22 protein-coding genes are annotated in these 21957 nt (G+C 72.8%); 15 read left to right on the forward strand and 7 right to left on the reverse strand.

What is annotated here, in order from left to right:
* The first annotated feature begins 3 nt into the window (after positions 1-3).
* Genes DFJ68_RS04675 through DFJ68_RS04705 form a run of 7 tightly spaced genes read left to right on the forward strand, consistent with a single transcriptional unit; the run spans position 4 to position 7641 of the window.
* On the forward strand, positions 4-1011 hold the full coding sequence (locus DFJ68_RS04675; protein WP_121031418.1) for an ABC transporter permease: 1008 nt from the start codon (positions 4-6) through the stop codon (positions 1009-1011).
* Positions 1011-2003, forward strand: coding sequence for an ABC transporter permease (locus DFJ68_RS04680; RefSeq protein WP_121031419.1), 993 nt, complete (start codon positions 1011-1013; stop codon positions 2001-2003). Before DFJ68_RS04675 ends, DFJ68_RS04680 begins: the two co-directional genes overlap by 1 nt.
* The gene (locus tag DFJ68_RS04685; RefSeq protein WP_121031421.1) at positions 2000-2941 is read left to right on the forward strand and encodes an ABC transporter ATP-binding protein; all 942 of its coding nucleotides are present in this window, start codon (positions 2000-2002) and stop codon (positions 2939-2941) included. The genes DFJ68_RS04680 and DFJ68_RS04685 overlap by 4 nt, the downstream gene beginning before the upstream one ends.
* On the forward strand, positions 2938-3921 hold the full coding sequence (locus DFJ68_RS04690; RefSeq protein WP_245963470.1) for an ATP-binding cassette domain-containing protein: 984 nt from the start codon (positions 2938-2940) through the stop codon (positions 3919-3921). The genes DFJ68_RS04685 and DFJ68_RS04690 overlap by 4 nt, the downstream gene beginning before the upstream one ends.
* A gap of 50 nt (positions 3922-3971) precedes the next feature.
* Complete coding sequence (locus DFJ68_RS04695) at positions 3972-5237, forward strand: alpha/beta fold hydrolase (protein WP_121035090.1); 1266 nt, start codon at positions 3972-3974, stop codon at positions 5235-5237.
* Positions 5234-6673 (forward strand): aminopeptidase P family protein, encoded by a 1440-nt coding sequence (locus DFJ68_RS04700; protein ID WP_121031423.1) that lies wholly within the window; start codon positions 5234-5236, stop codon positions 6671-6673. The genes DFJ68_RS04695 and DFJ68_RS04700 overlap by 4 nt, the downstream gene beginning before the upstream one ends.
* Before the next feature lie 53 nt (positions 6674-6726).
* Positions 6727-7641, forward strand: a complete 915-nt coding sequence (locus DFJ68_RS04705; RefSeq protein WP_121031425.1) for a tyrosine recombinase XerC — start codon at positions 6727-6729, stop codon at positions 7639-7641.
* Positions 7642-7733: 92 nt separating this feature from the next.
* On the opposite strand, the gene DFJ68_RS04710 is transcribed toward DFJ68_RS04705, so the two are convergent.
* Entirely contained in the window at positions 7734-8237 is a 504-nt protein-coding gene (locus tag DFJ68_RS04710) for a peptidoglycan DD-metalloendopeptidase family protein (protein ID WP_121031427.1), read from the reverse strand.
* 182 nt (positions 8238-8419) lie between these two features.
* Between DFJ68_RS04710 and DFJ68_RS04715 the strand changes: the two genes are divergently transcribed.
* A complete protein-coding gene (locus tag DFJ68_RS04715; RefSeq protein ID WP_170165699.1) occupies positions 8420-9199 on the forward strand; it encodes an SDR family NAD(P)-dependent oxidoreductase in 780 nt (259 codons plus the stop codon).
* 152 nt (positions 9200-9351) lie between these two features.
* Here the strand turns inward: DFJ68_RS04715 and DFJ68_RS04720 are convergent, their stop codons facing one another.
* The 5 genes from DFJ68_RS04720 to DFJ68_RS04740 all read right to left on the reverse strand — a co-directional run bounded on the left by DFJ68_RS04720 (position 9352) and on the right by DFJ68_RS04740 (position 14008).
* Positions 9352-9648 carry a DUF4235 domain-containing protein gene (locus DFJ68_RS04720; RefSeq protein WP_121031431.1) on the reverse strand — a complete coding sequence of 99 codons (297 nt, stop codon included), beginning with the start codon at positions 9646-9648 and terminating at the stop codon, positions 9352-9354.
* Positions 9649-9707: 59 nt separating this feature from the next.
* Complete coding sequence (locus DFJ68_RS18430) at positions 9708-10265, reverse strand: DUF3618 domain-containing protein (RefSeq protein WP_211333269.1); 558 nt, start codon at positions 10263-10265, stop codon at positions 9708-9710.
* Positions 10255-10701, reverse strand: coding sequence for a phage holin family protein (locus tag DFJ68_RS04730; protein WP_121035091.1), 447 nt, complete (start codon positions 10699-10701; stop codon positions 10255-10257). Before DFJ68_RS04730 ends, DFJ68_RS18430 begins: the two co-directional genes overlap by 11 nt.
* A 150-nt stretch (positions 10702-10851) precedes the next feature.
* Positions 10852-12024 carry a pyridoxal phosphate-dependent aminotransferase gene (locus tag DFJ68_RS04735; RefSeq protein WP_121031433.1) on the reverse strand — a complete coding sequence of 391 codons (1173 nt, stop codon included), beginning with the start codon at positions 12022-12024 and terminating at the stop codon, positions 10852-10854.
* Between the two features lie 52 nt (positions 12025-12076).
* Positions 12077-14008, reverse strand: coding sequence for a DUF6541 family protein (locus tag DFJ68_RS04740; protein ID WP_245963472.1), 1932 nt, complete (start codon positions 14006-14008; stop codon positions 12077-12079).
* 359 nt (positions 14009-14367) lie between these two features.
* Between DFJ68_RS04740 and rpsB the strand changes: the two genes are divergently transcribed.
* The 7 genes from rpsB (at position 14368) to rlmN (ending at position 21067) form a co-directional block, all read left to right on the forward strand.
* Positions 14368-15330: a 30S ribosomal protein S2 gene (gene rpsB / locus DFJ68_RS04745; RefSeq protein ID WP_121031437.1), complete on the forward strand. Its 963-nt coding sequence runs from the start codon at positions 14368-14370 to the stop codon at positions 15328-15330.
* Between the two features lie 131 nt (positions 15331-15461).
* Entirely contained in the window at positions 15462-16292 is an 831-nt protein-coding gene (tsf, locus tag DFJ68_RS04750; RefSeq protein WP_121031439.1) for a translation elongation factor Ts, read from the forward strand.
* 129 nt (positions 16293-16421) lie between these two features.
* Positions 16422-17057 (forward strand): putative antibiotic biosynthesis monooxygenase, encoded by a 636-nt coding sequence (locus tag DFJ68_RS04755; RefSeq protein WP_121031441.1) that lies wholly within the window; start codon positions 16422-16424, stop codon positions 17055-17057.
* Positions 17058-17233: 176 nt separating this feature from the next.
* The gene (gene pyrH / locus DFJ68_RS04760; protein ID WP_121031443.1) at positions 17234-17962 is read left to right on the forward strand and encodes a UMP kinase; all 729 of its coding nucleotides are present in this window, start codon (positions 17234-17236) and stop codon (positions 17960-17962) included.
* A gap of 188 nt (positions 17963-18150) precedes the next feature.
* Complete coding sequence (gene frr / locus DFJ68_RS04765) at positions 18151-18708, forward strand: ribosome recycling factor (protein WP_121031445.1); 558 nt, start codon at positions 18151-18153, stop codon at positions 18706-18708.
* A 30-nt stretch (positions 18709-18738) separates the two neighbouring features.
* The gene (locus DFJ68_RS04770; RefSeq protein ID WP_121031447.1) at positions 18739-19725 is read left to right on the forward strand and encodes a phosphatidate cytidylyltransferase; all 987 of its coding nucleotides are present in this window, start codon (positions 18739-18741) and stop codon (positions 19723-19725) included.
* 130 nt (positions 19726-19855) lie between these two features.
* Positions 19856-21067: a dual-specificity RNA methyltransferase RlmN gene (rlmN, locus tag DFJ68_RS04775; RefSeq protein ID WP_121031449.1), complete on the forward strand. Its 1212-nt coding sequence runs from the start codon at positions 19856-19858 to the stop codon at positions 21065-21067.
* 18 nt (positions 21068-21085) lie between these two features.
* Here the strand turns inward: rlmN and DFJ68_RS04780 are convergent, their stop codons facing one another.
* On the reverse strand, positions 21086-21925 hold the full coding sequence (locus DFJ68_RS04780) for a GIY-YIG nuclease family protein (RefSeq protein ID WP_245963473.1): 840 nt from the start codon (positions 21923-21925) through the stop codon (positions 21086-21088).
* Between the last annotated feature and the right edge of the window lie 32 nt (positions 21926-21957).

Here is a 21957-nt window from a genome sequence, read left to right on the forward strand (position 1 = left end):
CGCATGACCTACCCACCCACCGAGCTCGAGATCGCGCGGACGCCTGACGGCGACCGTCGGGACGGGCACGAGGGCGGCGTCGGGGGAGGGGGCACGGCGCCGGATGCCGTCGTGGCCCCTACGCCGTCGGGGGGCCGCGTGTGGCGGGCCCTGCGCCACGACCCCGCCGCCGTGCTGTGCCTGGCCTACATCGGCCTTATCGTGATCATGGCCGTGTTCGCCCCGCTCATCGTCCGGGTCAGCGGCTGGTCGCCCTACGAGTTCGACCAGTCGGCCATCGACCCCAACCTCGGCGGGGTCCCGCTGGGACCCTGGGGCGGCATCAGCGCCGAGCACTGGTTCGGCGTCGAGCCGGGCAGCGGCCGCGACATCTTCGCCCGCATCGTCTACGGGGCACGGGTCTCGATGGTCATCGCGCTGTCGGCGACCGCCCTCACGACCGTGCTCGGCACGACCTTCGGCCTGCTGGCAGGCTACTTCGGCGGCAAGGTCGACCAGGTCGTCTCGCGCGTCATGGACTTCCTCATGGCTTTCCCCGCCCTGATCTTCATGATCGCGGTCCTGTCGGCGCTGCCGGCCGGCAACCGCTCGACGCTGCTCGTCGTCGTCATCTCCGTCTTCGGATGGCCCTACCTCGCACGCATCGTGCGCGGCCAGACGATGTCGGTCTCGAGGCGCGAGTTCGTCGAGGCGGCAGGGGCGTCCGGCGCCTCCGGGGCACGCGTCGTCTTCACCGAGATCCTGCCCAACCTGCGCTCGACGATCATCGTCATGGTCACGCTCGCCGTGCCCGGCTACATCGGCACCGAGGCCGGGCTGTCGTTCCTCGGCGTCGGCGTCGTTCCGCCCGAGCCCTCGTGGGGGCAGATGATCGCGAGCTCGGTCAGCTGGTACTCGGTCGTGCCGACCTACTTCGCCATCCCCGGGCTGTTCCTGTTCCTGCTCGTGCTCTCGTTCACCGTCCTCGGTGACCGGCTGCGCGCCGTCGTCGACTCCGGGGAGGCCCGCTGATGCCCCGCTACCTCATCGGCCGGCTGGCCGCCATGGCGGGAGTGCTGCTGCTCGTCTGCCTCTTCACCTACGCCGTCTTCTTCCTCCTCTCGCCCGACCCGGCGGTGCAGGTCTGCGGCAAGAACTGCACGCCCGACCGGATCGACCAGATCCGGTCGAACCTCGGCCTCGACCAGCCCTTCTGGAGCCAGTTCACGACCTTCCTGCGAGGACTGTTCGCCGGGCGGACCTACGGTGAGGGCGCCACGGCGGTCCAGTGCTCGGCCCCCTGCCTCGGCTACTCGTTCCAGTCGAGCCAGTCGGTCACCGACATGATCGTGCAGCGACTGCCCGTCTCGGCGACCGTCGCCGTCGGCGCGGCCGTGCTGTGGCTCGTCAGCGGCGTCGTCGGCGGCCTGGTGAGCGCGGTCAAGGAGGGCACGTGGGTCGACCGGGTGACCGCCGGCCTCACCCTCGGCGGGCTGTCCGTCCCCAACTACGTCCTCGCACTCGTGCTGCAGTACGTCCTCGTCGTGCAGCTGCAGTGGCTGCCGTTCCCGCAGGCCGTCGGCTTCACCGACGACCCCGGGCGGTGGTTCCTCAACTTCGTCATGCCGTGGATCGTGCTCGCGGTCGGCTACGCCGCCGCCTACACGCGCCTGACGCGGGCGAACGTCATCGACACCCTGCAGGAGAACTTCCTGCGCACCGCCCGGGCCAAGGGGCTCGCGCCGCGGCTGGTGTGGCGACGGCACGCCCTGCGGCCCGCGCTCACGCCCGTCGTCACGGTGTTCGGCATGGACTTCGCCGGCCTCCTCGGCGGGGCGCTCATCACCGAGACGGTCTTCGGGCTGGGCGGCGTCGGCAAGCTGGCCGCCGACTCCATCGCCAAGAACGACCAGCCGGTCATCATGGGCGTCACCCTGCTCGCCGCCTTCTTCGTCGTCGTCGGCAACGTCGTCGTCGACCTCGTCTACACCGTCATCGACCCGAGAGTGAGGGTGGGCGCATGACCGGCACCACGGCATCCGTCACGAGACCACAGGCCGCGCAGGCCGGCCGGTCGGGCGACACGCCGTTGCTCGAGGTGGAGCACCTCACCGTGTCCTTCCCGACGGCGACCGGCAGCAGCAAGGTCGTGTCCGACCTGAGTCTGACTCTGCCGCAGGGTGGTTCGCTCGGCATCGTCGGTGAGTCCGGCTCGGGCAAGTCGATCACGAGCCTCGCGGTGATGGGTCTGCTGCCGACGAAGGCGACCCGCACCGGCAGTGTCCGCCTCAACGGTGACGAGCTCACCACGCTGTCGGAGTCGCGGATGCGACGGGTGCGCGGCGACCGGGTGGCGATGGTCTTCCAGGACCCGCTTAGCTCGCTCAACCCCTACTACACGGTGGGCGCGCAGATCGCGGAGGCGTACACCTCGCACCGGCGCGGGGTCACCCGCCGGCGCGCGCACGCCGTGGCCGTCGAGGCGATGGAGCGCGTGCACATCAAGGATGCCGCGCGGCGGGTCGACGAGTACCCGCACCAGTTCTCGGGCGGGATGCGCCAGCGGGTCATGATCGCGATGGCGCTGTCGACCGAGCCCGAGCTGCTCATCGCCGACGAGCCGACCACCGCGCTCGACGTGACGGTGCAGGCGCAGATCCTCGCGCTGCTGCAGGAGATCCGGCGCGACACCGGCAGCGGCCTCGTGCTCATCACCCATGACCTCGCCGTCGTCAGCGAGATCGCCGACGACATCGTCGTCATGCGCAACGGGCGGTGTGTCGAGCGCGGCCCCGTCGAGCAGATCTTCAGCGACCCGCAGCACGAGTACACGCAGTCGCTGCTCGACGCGGTGCCGCGCATCGACGACGAGATCGGCCTGCTGCGCGACACGGCGGCCGGTGCCGGTGCCGACGTGGCCGACACCGCCGCGTCCGACACGATCACAGGAGGCCCCTCGTGACCGGCTCATCCGGGCGCACGGCCCCACCGACCACCCCGACCACCTCGACCACCTCGACCACCTCGACCACCTCGACCAACCCGGCCACCCCGTCGCCCGGTGCGAGGCCGGGGGGCCCGGCCCCCGGCGATGTGCTGCTGCGGGCGGAGCACCTCGTCAAGGAGTTCGCGGTTGCCGGCAGCGGCGGTCTCTTCAGCCGGGGCGAGACCTTCCGGGCCGTCGACGACGTCAGCCTCGAGATCGGCCACCGCGAGACGCTCGCGCTCGTCGGCGAGTCGGGCTCGGGCAAGTCGACGACGGCGCGCCTCGTCGCCCGGCTCGTCGACCCCACCTCCGGCCGCGTCGAGCTCGACGGCCGGGACGTCACGACGACGACGGGCCGCGACCTGCACGCGTTCCGTGGCGACGTGCAGATGGTCTTCCAGGACCCGTACTCGAGCCTCAACCCCCGACACACCGTCGAGCGCATCATCACCGCGCCGCTCGTCTACCAGGGCCGCAAGCCGCCGGGCGGGGCGCGCGCCTTCACCCAGCAGCTCATGGAGCGCGTCGGCCTCGACCCGCAGCAGTGGCAGCGTCACCCGGCTCAGTTCTCCGGCGGGCAGGCTCAGCGCATCGGCATCGCCCGGGCCCTCGCCGTCTCGCCCCGGCTCGTCGTCTGCGACGAGGCGGTGTCGGCGCTCGACGTGTCGGTGCAGGCCCAGGTCATCAACCTGCTCCGACGCCTGCAGCGGGAGGAGGGCTTCAGCTACCTCTTCATCGCCCACGACCTCGCGGTCGTGCGCCAGATCGCCGACCGTGTGGCGGTGATGAGCGGGGGCCGCATCGTCGAGGAGGGCGCGCGCGACGCGGTGTTCGAGCACCCGCGGCACGAGTACACCAAGGCCCTGCTGGCCGCGGTGCCCCGCATCCGGCCCGAGTGGGAGGCTGCTCGACGCGCCAACCGGCAACGGCACCACGACAGGAGCGTCACCCCGTGACCCGAGAGACCACCCGACCCGGCATGGCCGATCCCGTGCGGCGGTACCCGATGCCGGGCCTGCACGTCAGCGAGCGCACCGTCTCGGTGCCCCTCGACTGGGACCGCCCCGACGGCGAGACCATCGAGATCTTCGTCCGTGAGCTCGTCGACCCGGACCGCCGCGACGACGACCTGCCGCTGCTCGTCTACCTCCAGGGTGGCCCCGGTGGCCAGTGCCCGCGCCCCGTCGACCGCAGCGGCTGGGTCGACGAGGCGCTGAAGGACCACCGCGTCGTGCTCGCCGACCAGCGCGGGACCGGGCTCAGCCACCCCCTCGAGGCGGCCGACCTCGAGGGGCTCGACCCGGCATCCGGCGCCGACCACCTCGCGCTCTTCCGGGCCGACTCGATCGTGCGCGACCTCGAGCGGGTGCGGGACGAGGTTTACGGCGGTCGCCGGTGGAGCGGGTTCGCCCAGAGCTACGGCGGCTGGATCACCCTGGCTTACCTGTCGATCGCGCCGGAGGGGCTCGCCGCCTGCTACGTCGCGGGCGGCATCCCGGGAACCCCCGCCGACGCCGCGGAGGTGTACCGGCGCACCTTCACGCGGGTCGAGGACAAGACCGCCGAGTACTACCGGCGCTACCCCCAGGACGTCGACGCGGTGGCTGCGGTCGCCGACCGTCTCGCCGAGGGCGACGTGCGCCTGCCCGACGGGGACACGTTGACGGTGCACCGGTTCCAGTCGCTCGGCATCGACTTCGGCATGAAGCCCGGCTCCGAGCGCATGCACTGGCTCGTCGAGCAGGCCTTCGCCCGGCCGGGTCGGCTCTCGACGACGTTCCTCGAGCAGTGCCTGGCCCGCAGCTCGTCGGCCGGCAACCCGTTGTTCTGGACGCTGCAGGAGTCGATCTACGGCGACCGCGACAACGGCCCGATCGCGTTCGCGGCGCAGCAGGAGCGCGACCGACGTCCCCAGTTCGACCCGTTGCGCCGGCCGTTGCTCTTCACCGGCGAGATGGCCTTCCCGTGGATGTTCGACGAGGTGCGGCTGCTGCGCGGCTTCGGCCCCGCGGTGCGCGAGCTCGCGGCGCGGCCGTCGTGGTCGGCGCTGTACGACCTCGACCGCCTCGCCGCCAACGAGGTGCCGCTCGCCGCGGCGGTCTACTACGACGACATGTACGTCGACGCCCACCTGCAGCTCGACACGCTCTCGCGCGTCGGCGCCTCGCAGGCCTGGGTCACCAACGAGTTCGAGCACGACGGCATCGGCAGCGGGCGGGTGCTCACGCACCTGCGCGGGCTGGTCCGCGACCGAGGAGGAGAACGACGATGACCGGTCCGACCGCAACGAGCACCCGGCCGCCCTTCGCGGACACCCGCCCTCCGCGCCTGGCCGACGCGCCCGGCTTCACGGCCTCCATCGCGGCGGGCTGGGACCTCGGCCGGGCCCGGCCCGACCTCGCCGCCGGGGCGGCGGAGGCGGCGGCCGAGCACCGGCGCCGGCTCGGCGAGAGGCTGGCCGGGCACGACGTCGTCGTGTCGTCGTCGGTCGCCCCGACGCGCAACGGCGACGCCGCCTACGCCTTCCGCCCCGACAGCGACTTCGTCTGGCTCACGGGCTGCCAGGTGGAGGGCGCGACCCTCGTGCTGCGGGCGGTCCCCGGTGGCCACGACGCCACGCTGTACCTGCCGCCCCCGGCGCGCCCGGGCGACCCCGGCTTCTACGGCGACGCCCTGCACGGCGAGCTGTGGGTGGGTGCCTCACCGGGCCTGCAGGAGTGGTCGGACGCGCTGGGCCTGACGGTTCGCGCGTCCGACGACCTCGCCGCCGATCTCACCGGATGCCGGGGGGCCAGGGCCGCGCCGAGCGTGCCGACCGGGCTCGTGTCGGCTCACGGGCTCGAGCCGTCGGCCGTGCTGGCCGAGACGTTGTCGGACCTGCGGATGGTCAAGGACGAGTGGGAGATCGGGCAGCTGCGCGCGGCCGTCGACCACACGGTGACCGGGTTCGCCGCCGTGATGGCCGAGGTTCCCCGCGCCGTCGACGGGCTGGGGGAGCGCTGGCTGCAGGGCACCTTCGACCGGCACGCGCGCACCTTCGGCAACGGCCCGGGCTACGCCAGCATCGTCGGCTCCGGGCCGCACGCCCCGACGCTGCACTGGGTGCGGTGCGACGGGCCGGTGCTGCCCGAGGCCGCCCTGCTGCTCGACATGGGTGTGGAGACGACGACGCTTTACACGGCCGACGTGACGCGGACGGTGCCGCCGTCGGGGACGTTCACGGCGGAGCAACGGGCGGTGCACGACCTCGTCGAGCGGGCCCACCGGGCCGGGATGGAGCAGGTGCGGCCCGGCACTCAGTACACCGACTTCCACTTCGCCTCGATGGAGGTCGTGGCACGAGGTCTGCACGACTGGGGCCTGCTCGACGTGTCGGTCGACGAGGCGCTCTCGCCGCAGGGCCAGCAGCACCGCCGCTACCTCGTGTGCGGCATCGGGCACCACCTCGGTCTCGACGTGCACGACTGCGGCTCCTCGGGCTACGAGAGCTACATGGGCGCGGACCTCCGGCCCGGCATGGTGATGACGGTCGAGCCGGGCCTCTACTTCCACGCCGGCGACCTCACCGTGCCGCCCGAGCTGCGGGGCATCGGCGTCCGTCTCGAGGACGACCTGCTCGTCACCGAGACGGGGCACGACGTGCTGTCGGACGGGCTGCCGATCGACGCCGGGGGGGTGGAGGCCTGGGCCCGGGGGCACCTCGGGTAGGCCTCCCGGCGGGTCGGTTTGGTCGGTGGCCCCGCGTGGGTCACTGTGCTGACATGGCAACCCGGCCCTGGCACGACGAGCTGCTCGCCGCCTTCGGCCGTCACCTCGAGGCCGAGCGCGGACGCTCGCCGCACACCCGCCGGGCGTACGTCTCGGACGCGAGGGCGCTGCTCGAGCACACCGCCGACCGCGGAGTGGCCGGGCTCGACGACCTCACCCTCGGCGACCTGCGCGGGTGGCTGGGCGACCTCGCCGACGGTGGGGCCGCCCGCAGCACCGTCGCCCGTCGTGCCGCGTCGGCCCGCACCTTCCTCGGCTGGGCCGAGCGGACCGGTCGCCTCGCGGCCAACCCCGCCCTGCGCCTCGTCGCACCACGGCGGGGTCGGTCCCTCCCGGGCGTGCTCAAGGAGGGCGAGGCGAGCGAGCTGCTCGACGTGGCGGCCACGCGCGCCGACGACGACGACCCCGTCCACGTGCGCGACCGTGCGGTGCTCGAGCTGCTGTACGCCTCCGGCATCCGGGTGGGCGAGCTCGTCGGCCTCGACGTCGACGACATCGACCCCGCGCAGGACCTCGTCCGGGTCATGGGCAAGGGTGGCAAGGAGCGCGTCGTGCCCTTCGGGCGGCCCGCCGCCCGCGCGGTGCAGGAGTGGCTGCGGGTGCGACCCCGCCTGGCGACGGCCGAGTCGGGGCCGGCCCTGTTCCTGGGACGCCGCGGCCGGCGGGTCGACCCGCGCCAGGTCCGGTCGGTCGTGCACGCCCTGCTGGCCCACGTGGGCGACGCGCCCGACATCGGGCCGCACGGCCTGCGCCACAGCGCCGCCACCCACCTGCTCGACGGCGGCGCCGACCTGCGCATGGTGCAGGAGCTGCTCGGGCACGCGAGCCTCGCCACGACGCAGATCTACACCCACGTCTCCGTCGACCGCCTGCGCCGCAGCTACGAGCAGGCCCATCCCAGAGCGTGACTCGTGCACGGGGTCGTGCACGGGGTCGTGCACGGGGTCGCGGTCGGCGGATGCGGCGGAGCCTGTCGACCCGCCGACCGACACGCACCACGTCATCGGAGCGGCAACAGCACGACCGGCCGCGCGCCGATCAGCGCCAGCGGGTCGAGGTAGGTGTCGCCGCGACGGACGCCCCAGTGCAGGCAGGTCGCCGGAGAGCAGTGACCGGCCACCGGCTCGACGGTGCCGACCGGGTCGCCCCGGGCCACCGCGGTGCCGACGGGAGGCCCGGCCGTCACGGGCTCGAAGGTCGACCGCAGGCCGCCAGCGTGACCGACGACGACGACGCCTCGTCCGGCGAGCCGACCCGAGTAGGTCACCTCGCCGCCGGTCGGGGCGCGGACCGGCTGCCCGACCCGGGCGGAGAGGTCGACGCCGCGGTGCCCCGCGAGCCACGGCCGGTCGGGAGGGTCGAAACCGCGCACGACCGAGGGCTGCGGCGCCAGCGGCCACGTCCAGCCCCGAGCGGGTGCCGGTGCCTCGGCGGCGAGCGGGGCCGGGGCGAGCAGGGCGGCGACGGAGAGCACGGCGGCGGCCAGGGACGACACGAGGGACATGCCTCCAGCCTCGCCGTGGGCGACACACGTCACCCGGGTGCTGCATGAGCGTTGTGGACGGCCTGCTCGGACGGGCCGTCTCGCCCCGGGGGTGTGGACGGAGACCGCCGCCCGGTCACCGGTCCGGCCTCGCCACCAGGCGTGCCGTCGTGGCCGCCGACGGCCGGCGGTACGGTCCGGCGGTGACCCCTTTCGACCTCAGCCACCGGACCGCGCTCGTCACCGGTGCCGGCGCCCCGGACGGGATCGGCGTCGCCGTCGGGCGACAGCTCGGTCGGCAGGGCGCCCGCGTCGTGCTCTCGGCCACGACCGGGCGCGTGCACGAGCGTGCCGCCGAGCTGCGCGACGAGGGGATCGACTGCCGGGCGCTGCTGGCCGACCTCACCGACGAGCGGGCCGCCGCCGACCTCGTCGCGGCGAGCACCCAGGCGCTCGGGCGGCTCGACGTCGTCGTCAACAACGCCGGCATGGTGCAGACCGGAGTCGACACCGGCAGCGCGACCCTGGCCGAGCAGGACCCCGCCGCCTGGCGACGCCAGCTCGACATCACCCTCATGACCGCCGTCCACGTCACCCGGTCCTGCCTGCCGGTCATGCGAGGGCAGGGCCACGGGCGGGTGGTCATGGTCTCCAGCGTCACCGGGCCGCTCGTCGCCATCGCGGGCTCCAGCGCCTACGCTGCGGCGAAGGCAGGCATGGAGGGCCTCATGCGCGCCGTCGCCCTCGAGGAGGGGCCGCACGGCATCACGTGCTGCGCCGTCGCCCCGGGCTGGATCCGGACCGGCTCCTCCGAGCCGGACGAGGTCACGGCCGGCCGCCACACACCTGTCGGCCGACCCGGCCGACCCGACGAGGTCGCCGCCCTCGTCGGCTTCCTCGCCAGCGACGAGGCGTCCTACGTCACCGGCCAGTCACTCGTCGTCGACGGTGGCAACACCGTCCAGGAGGTCAAGGGCGGCTGAGCCGCCCCGCACGCACCCACGGCGAGTCGACGGTGGACCTCGCGAGCCCGGCTGTCACCGTCCGGACGCGAGGATGTCGCGGGGCCGGCACGGGCGCACCCGCCCGGCCCCGCGGCATCCTCGTCGTCACGAGACGTGGAGCGACGTCGGGCTCAGTCGCCCGGCCACTCACCGGTCCAGCGCTGGAACGCCCGGGCCCCACCACGGTCGGCCAGAGCCTTGACCGTGGCGAAGATGGCGCCCTGGACCGCGGCGGCGACGAGCACCTGGCGCAGGCGGTACTCCGACTGCAGGGCCTGCGGCGGGTCGGCGTTGTCACCGGCGGTGGCGCGCTTCCACACCTGGCCGACGAGGAAACTGGACAGGGCACCGGCGGCGATGCTGCCGACGAGACCCACGGGGCGGTAGAGCATCTTGGCGGTCTTGGTGCCGTGCTGTTCGCGGGGCATGGGACTCTCCTTGGACGGGCTGGTTCTCGGGCCGTGCTGCTCGGGCTGGCGAGTGCTGCTCAGCGACGGGTCGCGACGTAGCGGACGACACCGACGACGGCGACGGCCAGCCCGCCGAGGGCGACCATGGCCTCCGTCGAGAGCGACGAGGCGGGGGCGGACGTCGGGGCCCGGTGCGCCCCGACGGCGGGACGAGGCGTCTCGGCGAGGGGCCGCGGCCGGCTCGACGAGGTCGGTGCACCCGACGGCCGCGACGCGAGAGCGCTGTCCACGACGTCCTCGGCCCCGCCGGCCCCGCTGCCACTGCCGACCGACTCGGTGACGCGGTGGGCCTGGGTCGCCACGGTGTCCTTGGCGTGGGCGGCGGCGTCCTTGGCGTGCGAGGCGGCGTCGACGACCTTGTCCTTGGTCTGGGACACCTTCTCCTTGACGCCCTCCTTGACGCCCTCGACGCGGTCGCCGACCTTCGCCTTGACGTCGTCGACCTGATCGCCGACGCGCGACTTGACGTCGAGCTTGGCGGCGAGGGCGTCGACGGTGTCGGCGAGCTCCCCGCGGGTGTGCTCGAGCTGCGCCTGCAGCTCGTCGACGTCGGGCTTGGGGTTGTCAGTGCTCACGGTGGGCTCCGTCCTTGATCGTCTCCACGTCGGCCTTGACGCTCTGCACGGTCGCCTGCACAGGCGCGCTCGCCTGCGAGACCTTCTTCTTGCCGACGAGCGCGGCGATGCCGGCGACGGCGAAGAGCACGACGGCGACGATGAGCGCGGCCAGCCACGGCGCGACGACGTTCGCGAGGCCGAGCACCGCGCAGGCGACGAGGGCCCCGCCACCGTACAGGGCGAGCACGCCGGCGCCGCCGAAGAGCCCGGCACCGATGCCGGCGCGCTTGCCGCTCTCCTGCAGCTCGGCCTTGGCCAGCTGCAGCTCGCCGCGGATGAGATCGGAGACCTGCGTCGACAGCTGGCTCACGAGCTGTCCCGTCGAGAGGCCGTCGGTGGAGGTGTGCGCGGTGGCGCCGTTCGGTCCCGCGGTGGGGTCGAGCCTGTCGCTCATGACCACTCCTCAGCTGGGGGATGGGGGTCGTTCGGGCACCCGACCTGCGGGCGACCGTCCCGCCCTGCGTACCCCGCGCCCGCCGTGACTGAACGCCGCCTGGACCCGCGGCCGGCCGTCAGGCGAGCGGTCGGATGCCGGTGGGCCGGCTCAGTGCGCCGCGCCCTCCCGGGCCCCGGCGAGACGGCGGGTGGCCTCGTGCAGCACGGAGTCCTGCTTGCAGAAGGCGAACCGGATGAGCGTGCGGGCGGCCTCCGGGTCGTCGTGGAAGACCGACACGGGCACCCCGACGACCCCGGCGAGGGAGGGCAGCCGGCGCGCGAACTCGAGGCCGTCGACGGCACCCAGCGGTGCGGCATCCGCGATGACGAAGTACGTGCCCTGCGGGCGCGACACGTCGAGGCCGAGGTCGCCGAGCGCCTCGCAGAGCAGGTCGCGCTTGCGCTGCAGCGAGGCTGCGATGTCGTCGTAGACGTCGTCACCCAGCCCGAGGGCGAGGGCCACGGCGGGCTGGAACGGGCCGCTGGCGACGAAGGTGAGGAACTGCTTGACGGTGCGCGCCGCCGCGACCGCCTCGGCCGGCCCCGAGAGCCAGCCGACCTTCCAGCCCGTCGCCGAGAAGGTCTTGCCGGCCGAGCTGACGGTGATGGTGCGCTCGGCCATGCCGGGGAGGGTGGCCATGGGCACGTGCTCGGCGCCGTCGAAGACGAGGTGCTCGTAGACCTCGTCGGTGACGACCCAGGCGTCGTGCTCGCGGGCCAGCGACGCCACGAGCTCGAGCTCGGCCCGGGTGAAGACCTTGCCGGTCGGGTTGTGCGGCGTGTTGAGCAGCACGAGCCGGGTGCGGGGCGTGAAGGCGGCGCGCAGCGACTCCTCGTCGACCGCGAAGTCGGGGAAGCGCAGCACCGACGTGCGCCGCGTCGCGCCGGCCAGCGCGATGGTGGCGGCGTACGAGTCGTAGTACGGCTCGAAGGTGACGACCTCATCGCCCGGCTCGCAGAGCGCGAGCACCGTCGCCGCGATGGCCTCGGTCGCGCCCGCGGTGACGAGCACCTGCGACGCGGGGTCGAGCCGGATGCCGTAGAAGCGCTCCTGGTGCGCCGCGACGGCCGTGAGCAGCTCGGGCACCCCCGGGCCCGGCGGGTACTGGTTGCGGCCACCGTCGATCGCGGCCTTGGCGGCGTCGAGCATCGCCTGCGGTCCGTCGGTGTCGGGGAAGCCCTGACCGAGGTTCACCGCCCCGGTCGACGCGGCCAGCGCCGACATCTCGGCGAAGATCGTCGTGCCGAACGACTGCATGCGGGAGACGAGAGGCGAACCCATCCCGCCACCCTACGAGCCGGTCCACCTCGCAGGGGCGGCACCGGAGCGACGGTCAGCCGCAGCCGGTGACGCGGTAGAGGGTGTAGGCGCCGACGGTGCGCACCGGCTCGACGCCGTCGACGTTCGCGAGGTCGGTCAGGCCCGACGAGCGCTCGGGGCGGTCGAGCCAGTAGACGTGGGTCGAGTCGATCGCCCAGCGGATGTCGTGCCGGGCGAGGGCGGCGCACACGTCGGGGCGGGTCGTCATCGCGTCGAAGCCGGTGCCGATGAGGATCTCGTCACCGGTGAGCGGGATGGGGATGGAGCGGTAGAGCGTGTTCGTGCCGAAGAGCGCGTACATGAGCGGCGAGCCGTTCTCGGGTCGCCCGACGACACCCTGCCCGGGCGGGATGAGCCGCGCCAGCTCGCCGAGGTCGCGTTGCCCTTCGTCGCTGAGGATGACCCGCTCGGGGAACGACGGCCGGAAGAACTCGTCGAGCATGCCGCTGCGCAGGCCGTGGTCGGACACGACTGTCAGCGCCGGGAGGACGAGCAGCGCGACGACACCGGCGGCGGTGGGCCGTGACCGCAGCGGCGTGAAGCGCCGCAGCACCCACCTGACGGCCGGCGCCGCAGCCGCGACGACGACGACGCCCGGCACGGCGGCGAGCGAGGCCAGCCGCACCTTGTCGTTGTACCAGTAGCCCGTGAGCAGTGCGCTCCAGTCGGCGGTCGACCACGCGGCCAGCACGTAGAGCACGACGCAGGCGAGCCACATGGCCACGACCGGGATGGCGACCCGACGCCGCAGGACGATCCATAGGATGCCGGCCGGCAGCAGCACGAGCAGCCCCCACAGCACCGACGGCAGCTGCAGGCGGCCGCCGACGACCTCGGTGAGCGCGGTCCACACCGAGACCTGGCCCTCCCACGTGTACGACTGGGTCGAGGCGAGCCGGGCCGAGACGGTGGGGGCGAGGTAGAGCAGTGCCCCGAGCGCCAGCGCGACCCCGAGGAGATCGCGGGCCACGACCGCCCACGAGGCGTGGTGCAGCGCACCGGCCCGCAGCCGGGCCGCGACGAACCACGCGAGGGCGAACACGGCGATGGCGACGAGCGAGTTCGGCTGCACGAGCGCAAGACCCGGCAGGGACGCCGCGAAGCCGAGCCACTGTCCGACCCGGCGCGAACGGGCGGCCTGGAGCATGAGGGCGAGCACCCCGGGCGTGAGCGCGGTACCCATGAGGTTGGGCCACAGCACCCCCCACCCGAGCAGGATGGTCGGGAAGGCGACGAAGGCCGCCGACGCGAACCCGGCCGCGTAGGTGACCAGCCGCGACGGCCCGAGGGCGTGCCGCACGAGCGCGACGCAGCCGATCGGCCACACCACGGCGGCCAGCGCGATGGTGGCGACGTTCGTGCCGGGCAGCACGTCGGCCCACCCTGACAGCAGGCCGGTGGCGATCCACGCGTGGAACCCGTTGGGGTAGAAGGTGTTGTTCGCGATCGAGAAGTTGTCGGTCTCGAGGAACAGGCGGATGCGGTCGAGGTGGTAGACGGCGTCGGGGGAGTCGACGAGCTCTGCCGGCCTGCCGATGGCCGGCACGGTCGTCAGCAGCCCGAGCACCACCCCGATGACGATGGCGACGACGGCATCCGGCCTCGGGCGGCCCAGCAGGGCGCGCCGCACCGGCAGCGGTGGTCCGACCCCGCCGCCCCGTCGGCGGGACAGCAGGCGCGTCGCGAGGCGGCCGACCACCCAGGCCACCGCCACTGTGACGAGGGTGGTCGCGACGAAGGGGACCAAGCCCCACGACACCCCGACACGCGGCGCGACCGTCGCCCACGCCGCGACCGCCCCGGCCGACACCGCGGGCGCCACGGCCAGCGCCTCGAGCCCGCGGGCCCCCAGGGCGCGCACGACGAACCACCCGGGGGCGAGCAGGACGGCCAGCAGCACGAGCAGCACCGGGACCATCGAGAGCCACGACGGGCTGGGCGCCACGGCGGTCCTCCTGGTGGTCGCGGGTCTGGGGTCGAGCAGGGCAGAGCGGGTGGTCGGGCCGGTCCGCGCCGCCATTGTGGCCGCTCGAACGGATTTCTCCCCAACCGGTGTCGACGCGTACGATGACGGGCGGTCACGTGTGCCTGTCGCACGCGACCGAAATTCGCGCGTCTCCGTCCGACCGCAGCCCCGGGTGACCGGGTCACGGGTCGGGTCGCATCACGGCAGTCCCCGCACGGCGGGGCGGGGTGCGTCGAGTCGCCAGGAGCGGGGCGGATGCCGTCCGGTGCCCTCACGGGGCCGGCGTCGCCGCGATGCCCCGCAGACAACTGACAACCATCGAATGAGGAGGACACGGCATGGCCGTCGTCACCATGCGCCAGCTCCTGGAGAGCGGCGTCCACTTCGGGCACCAGACCCGTCGCTGGAACCCCAAGATGAAGCGCTTCATCATGACCGAGCGCAACGGCATCTACATCATCGACCTGCAGCAGTCGCTGACGTACATCAACAACGCGTACGAGTTCGTCAAGGAGACCGTCGCCCACGGCGGCACGGTCCTCTTCGTCGGCACGAAGAAGCAGGCCCAGGAGCCCATCGCCGAGCAGGCGACGCGCGTCGGGATGCCCTACGTGAACCACCGCTGGCTCGGCGGCATGCTCACCAACTTCCAGACGATCTCCAAGCGGCTCACGCGCCTCAAGGAGCTCGAGGAGCTCGACTTCGACGACGTGGCCGGCTCGGGCTACACGAAGAAGGAGCTGCTCATCCTCCGTCGCGAGAAGGACAAGCTGGCCAAGACGCTGGGCGGCATCCGCTCCATGGGCAAGGTCCCCTCGGCCGTGTGGATCGTCGACACGAAGAAGGAGCACCTCGCCGTCGACGAGGCGCGCAAGCTCGGCCTCCCCGTCATCGCGATCCTCGACACGAACTGCGACCCCGACGAGGTCGACTACAAGATCCCCGGCAACGACGACGCGATCCGCTCCGTCACGCTGCTGACGCGCGTCGTCGCCGACGCCGTCGCCGAGGGTCTCGTGCAGCGCTCGGGCGGTCGCTCGGGCGAGGCGCAGGTCGAGGAGCCCCTGGCTGAGTGGGAGCGTGAGCTCTACGCCGACGCCGCCGAGGCGCCCGCCGCCCCGGCCGCCGACGCCACGGAGGCGCCCGTCGCCGCCGAGGCCGTCGCGGACGCCGCGGTCGACGCCGACGCGACCGAGCAGGCCGCCGACGCCACCGCCGACGCGCCCGCCGAGTCCACGGAGGACGCGCCCGCCGCCGACGCCGAGGCGCAGCCCGCCCCGGCCGGTGCCGAGCAGGCCTGACCGGGCTGTCGGCGCGAGCCGACGCCGCACCACGCCGAGGTCCACGACCGGTGGGCCCGAGCCTCGCTCGGGCCCACCGGGTCGCGTGGCCTCGCCCGAACACCACACCGACGAAAAGAGCGATAGAGAGCATGGCGAACTACACCGCCGCTGACATCAAGGCCCTGCGCGAGCAGACCGGCGCCGGCATGATGGACGTCAAGAAGGCCCTCGACGAGGCCGACGGCGACCGCGCCAAGGCCGTCGAGATCCTGCGGGTCAAGGGCCTCAAGGGCGTCACGAAGCGTGAGGGCCGCTCGGCCTCCAACGGTCTCGTGGCCGCCCAGGCCGACGGCTCCGTCGGCACCCTCGTCGAGGTCAACTGCGAGACCGACTTCGTCGCCAAGGGCGAGAAGTTCATCGCCCTGGCCGACCAGGTGCTGCAGCAGGCCGTCTCCGCGAAGGCCACCGACGCCGACAGCCTCCTCAACAGCAGCCTCGAGGACGGCAAGACCGTCAAGGACCTGCTCGACGAGGCCAACGCCACCATCGGCGAGAAGATCGAGGTGCGCCGCGTGGCCCGCCTCGAGGGCGAGAAGGTCGTCAGCTACCTGCACAAGACGAGCCCCGACCTGCCCGCGCAGATCGGTGTCCTCGTGGCGCTGCAGGGTGGCGACGAGCAGGTCGGCCGCGACGTCGCGATGCACATCGCCGCGTTCAGCCCCACCGTGCTGACCCGTGACGAGGTCGACGCCGAGACGGTCGAGAACGAGCGTCGCGTCGCCGAGGCCACCGCCAAGGAGGAGGGCAAGCCCGAGGCTGCCCTGCCCCGCATCGTCGAGGGTCGCGTCAACGGCTACTTCAAGGAGAACGTCCTGCTCGAGCAGCCGTTCGCCAAGGAGCCCAAGAAGACCGTCGCCAAGGTGCTCGAGGAGGGTGGCGCCAGCGCCACCGCCTTCGCGCGCTTCCGCGTCGGCCAGTGAGGCCCTGAGCCCACACCCCAGCACCACCCGTGGCGCCCACCGGCGCACGACGGCGACGGATGCCGGTCACCCCACCCGGGTGGCCGGCATCCGTCGTCGTAGGCCCCCTCACCACCCCGAGAGGCACCCATGACGCAGGACACCGGCCCCACCACGGGCACCACCGCCACCTCCGACTCGACCGACGGCGGCCCCCTCACCGTCGCCATCCACCGGCGGGTGCGGCCGGAGGACGAGCTGCTCATGACCGCCTGGGTGCACGCGGGCACCTCGATGGCCGAGCGGTTCGACGGGTTCCTCGGCGCCGGCTGGGTGCGCTCGGGCGAGCGCGACTGGCACATGCTCTACCGCTTCGAGTCGCGCGCCACGCTCGAGCGGTGGGAGCGATCGACGGAGCGCCAGCGCTGGCTGCGCTCGGCCGCCGACCTCGTCGAGCACCACCGCACCGAGTACCGCACCGGCATCGAGGGCTGGTTCGACGAGCCCACGGAACGCCGGCTCGACGAGAGCGGCACGCCGACGAGCGCCCCGGCCCCGGCCGCGCCGCCGCGGTGGAAGCAGGCGAGCGTCATCTGGGTCGCGTTCTTCCCGACGAGCCTCGCCCTCGCGCTGCTGCTCGGGCCGGTCAGCGGCGACTGGCCCGTCGTGCTGCGGGTGCTCGTGACGACCCTGCTCGCCACGCCGTGGATGACGTATGTGCTGCTGCCCTTCGTCACGCGCCTCTTCAGCCCCTGGCTCACCCCACCCCGTCGAGAGGGCGCGTAGACCCCGTCGAGTGGGCACGGGCAGATCCTCGCGCCGAGGGACGAGGCCCGCTGGTCGTCCCAGGCGCCCCGAGAGCCCTCACGTGCCCCTGGTCCGCCCTCGATGCGCCCCCCGGGTGGGTGGTGTGGAAGGATCGGGCGACCGCCGGAACGCTGCCCACGAGGAGGCCCTCCGTCATGAACGACGCCCAGTACCCCGCTCTCGGCCGGGTGCTCCTCAAGCTCTCGGGCGAGGTCTTCGGTGGGGGCCAGATCGGCCTCGACCCTGCCGTCGTGCACGGCATCGCCAAGCAGATCGCCGCCGCCGTCGAGAGCGGTGTGGAGATCGCCGTCGTCATCGGTGGCGGCAACTTCTTCCGCGGCGCCGAGCTGCAGCAGCGCGGCATGGACCGCACCCGCGCCGACTACATGGGCATGCTCGGCACGGTGATGAACTGCCTCGCCCTGCAGGACTTCCTCGAGAAGGAGGGAGTCGAGACGCGCGTGCAGTCGGCCATCCACATGACGCAGGTGGCCGAGCCCTACATCCCGCGCCGCGCCATCCGCCACCTCGAGAAGAAGCGCGTCGTCATCTTCGGGGCAGGCGCCGGCATGCCGTACTTCTCGACCGACACCGTCAGCGCGCAGCGGGCACTCGAGATCAAGTGCGATGCCGTGCTCATCGCCAAGAACGGCGTCGACGGGGTCTACGACTCCGACCCCAAGGTCAACCCCGAGGCGAAGAAGCTCGAGACCGTCACGTTCGGCGACGCCCTGGCCATGGGCCTGCGGGTCGTCGACGCGGCCGCCTTCAGCCTCTGCATGGACAACAAGCTGCCGATGATCGTGTTCGGCATGGAGGGCGCGGGTAACATCACCCGCGCCCTGTCGGGTGAGAGGATCGGCACGCTGGTCACCAGCGCCTGAGACGCACCACCCGACAGACGGCACGGATGCCGTGAGGTGGCCTCCCGGCATCCGGGACCCCCGCGCGGGGTACGCCGCACGACACGCCGGGCCACCGGCCACACCGCACCACCCGGCGACGCGCACGACCGCCACCACGACGCACGCCAGCACGACGCAGACGACCCACGGGACGAGGACGCACCACCATGATCGACGAGACGATGTTCGAGGCCGAGGAGAAGATGGACAAGGCCGTCGAGGTCCTCAAGGAGGACTTCGCGGGCATCCGCACCGGCCGCGCCAACCCGGGCCTGTTCAACAAGCTCATGGTCGAGTACTACGGGGCGCCGACACCACTGCAGCAGCTCGCCTCGTTCCAGAACCCCGAGCCGCGCACCATCCTCGTCATCCCCTTCGACAAGACGGCGATGGGCGACATCGAGCGCGCGATCCGCGACTCCAACCTCGGGGTCAACCCGAGCAGCGACGGCCACCAGATCCGCTGCGTCATGCCCGAGCTGACCGAGCAGCGCCGCCGCGAGTACATCAAGCTCGCGAACACCAAGGCCGAGGACGCCCGCGTCTCGGTGCGCAACATCCGCCGCAAGGCCAAGACGGACATCGACAAGCTGGTCAAGGACGGCGAGGTCGGCGAGGACGACGGCAGCCGCGCCGAGAAGGAGCTCGACGGCCTGACGAAGAAGCACACCGACCTCGTCGACGGGCTCTTCAAGACCAAGGAGGCCGAGCTGCTCGAGGTCTGACCTCGACGTCAGCCGGGGAGCCGGACAGCGATGACGACCGACCCGCCACCGTCGCAGCCGCCCGTGGGGCACCCCCGGCGGCCTTCCGACCGGCAGCCCGAGGGGCCGCTCGAGGAGCACCACGAGGGGCTGCTCGAGCCGGTGCCGTACGACCCGGCGCTCGACGACGTCGCCGGCATCCCGCCCGAGGAGGTCGTCACCCGGCGGCCCTCCCGCGCCGGGCGTGATCTGCCCGCCGCGATCGGGGTGGGCCTGGGCCTCGGCGTCGTCATCGTCGTCAGCCTCGCCTTCCGCAAGGAGGCGTTCCTCTACGTCGTCGGCGCGGCGGTGCTCATCGGCATCTGGGAGCTGCGGGCGGCGCTGCGGCAGGCGAGCGTCCACGCGCCGCTGCTGCCGGCGGCCGTCGGCTCGGTCGCCATGATCTGGGCGGCGTACACCCACGGGCCGGGGGCGCTGACCGTCGCCTGGGCCCTGACGTGCGCGGCGACGCTGCTGTGGCGCGGCGTCGGGCCCGTCGAGGGCGCCGGGCGCGACGTGCTCGGCGGCGTCTTCGTCGCGACCTATCCGACCTACCTCGTCGGCTTCGCCATCATGCTGCTGGCGCCCGAAGACGGGGTCGGGCGCATGCTCGTCTTTCTCATCACGACCGTCTGCAGCGACGTCGGCGGCTACGCCGCCGGGGTGCTGTTCGGCCGGCACCCCATGGCGCCGTCGATCAGCCCGAAGAAGTCGTGGGAGGGCTTCGGAGGCTCGGTGCTGCTGTGCATCGTGGGCGGGTCGGTGACCGTGCACCTGTTCCTCGACGCCTCGTGGGTCGTCGGCATCGCCCTCGGCATCGGTGTCGCCTGCCTCGCCACGCTCGGTGACCTCATGGAGTCGCTCATCAAGCGTGACCTCGGGATCAAGGACATGTCGAACATCCTCCCCGGCCACGGCGGCATCATGGACCGTCTCGACTCGCTCATCGTCGTCGCGCCGGTCGTCTGGGCCGTCCTGGCGCTGCTCGTCCCCGCCTGACGCGCACCCGGCGTCGGCCCTGTGAGGCGGCCACCCGGCATCCTGAGGTCGTCGGCCGCCTCGGCGCGGTGTGCGCCGGCAGGTGCGCGATTGCGTGCCCGACCCGCTCACCTGAGACACTGGAGGGGCGATGACCGAGACGCCTGACACCACCCCCGCCCCGCAGCCCGTGGCCCTGCCCGAGCCGACCACGTCGGCTCCGCGGCCGGGCCAGCTGACCTTCACGGCCCCCCGACGGGGCAAGCCGCCGAGGCACCTCGCCGACCTCACGCCGGCCGAGCGCAAGGATGCCGTGGAGTCGCTGGGGCACAAAAGCTTCCGGGCCAAGCAGCTCTCGACCCACTACTTCGAGCGGCTCGAGGACGACCCCGAGCGGATGTCCGACCTGCCCAAGGCGGTACGGGGTCAGCTCGTCTCCGACCTGCTGCCGCCGCTGCTGACGCCGATCGTCGAGCGCAAGGCCGACGACGGCCAGACGATGAAGTACGCGTGGCGCCTGCACGACGGGGCCATCGTCGAGTCGGTGCTCATGCGCTACCCGAAGCGGGTCACCATCTGCATCTCGAGCCAGGCGGGCTGCGGCATGAACTGCCCGTTCTGCGCGACCGGGCAGGCGGGGCTCACCCGCAACATGTCGACCGCCGAGATCGTCGAGCAGGTCGTGTGGGCGGCTCGGGCTCTGCGCCGGGGCGAGCTGGCCGGCGGCTCCGACGACGAGCGCGACAGCGACCGCGAGACGCCCCTGCGGGTCAGCAACGTCGTCTTCATGGGCATGGGGGAGGCGCTGGCCAACTACAAGGCGTCGATCGGCGCCATCCGGCGGCTCACCGACCCGGCGCCCGACGGGCTCGGGATCTCCGCCCGCGGCGTCACGATGTCGACCGTCGGGCTCGTCCCCGGCATGGACAAGCTGACCGCCGAGGGCATCCCGGTGACGCTCGCGCTCTCGCTGCACGCTCCCGACGACGAGCTGCGCAACGAGCTCGTCCCGATCAACACCCGCTGGTCCGTCGACGAGGCGCTCGACGCCGCCTACCGCTACTTCGAGGCGACCGGCCGCCGGGTCTCGATCGAGTACGCCCTCATCCGCGACATCAACGACCACGGCTGGCGCGCCGACCTGCTCGGCGAGAAGCTCAACCGGCGCGGTCGCGGCTGGGTGCACGTCAACCCCATCCCGCTCAACCCCACGCCGGGCTCGAAGTGGACCGCCTCACGCCCCGGGGTGGAGCAGAACTTCGTCGAGCGCCTGCGGTCGGCCGGCATCCCGACGACGATCCGTGACACCCGCGGTCAGGACATCGACGGCGCCTGCGGCCAGCTCGCCGCCTCCACCGCCTGACCTCGGCCCCCCGGGGGTTCAGTTGCGGTTGAGGCCGTGACGCCGCGTGTCGAGAGCGCGCTTGAAATGGCTCTCGGCCGCGTCGATCTCCCGCATCGGTGTCGACGGGTCGAAGACGCGGAGCAGTGAGAACCTGAAGCTGGACGGGTCGAGCGCCCGCAGCTCGACGTTGCCCCCGTGCCCGTTGGTGGCATAGGCGCCCCATCGCTGCCGGATGCTCTCTGCGCCGTCGGCCTTGCCGACGTAGTGGCGACCGTCCCTTGTGTCGGTGATGAGGTAGACACCGGCGACGGAGGCGAGCGCGGTCCGCCACGACGCGTACCGGTGCTCGCGCATGACGGCCTGCAGCTGAGCGTGTTCGAGTGTCAGAGCGTCGAAGCCGGGGAACGGGATCGGCTGTGAGTCGGCGATCTCCACCACGGGGTAGGACCCCGCGGTCGATGCACTGAGACGCCAGGTGCGCGGGGAGCGCCACCCGATCACGAGACGGTTGGTGAGGTCCTGCATCCGCTGTGACCGCGAGACGGCGAACCGTCGGCGGACACCCTCCACGCCGACCTCGCCGTGGTTGTCGACGACGCCCCAGGGACGGGCCCGGTCCCCGCCCTCCGCGAGGAAGACGACCCACGTCGACGGGGGACGTGTGGGGAAGATCCGGGGGTTCGTCGAGTGGACGGCCGTGTACTCGAGCACCTCGTCGTCGGTGGAGTCGGCGTGGATCCCGCTGGATCCGTCCGCGTGCTCGCGCACGTAGGCATGACGGATCACCAGGGCGTCGCGCGGTTCGATGCCGGCGCTCTCGAGCACTGCGGCGAGGGTCAGCGTCAGGGTCGAGGGCGACGTCTCGGTAGTCGGCATGGCCGCAACCGTATGTCGCGGAGGGCGGGCAT

The sequence above is a fragment of the Terracoccus luteus genome, assembly GCF_003635045.1.
GTDB lineage: Bacteria > Actinomycetota > Actinomycetes > Actinomycetales > Dermatophilaceae > Terracoccus > Terracoccus luteus.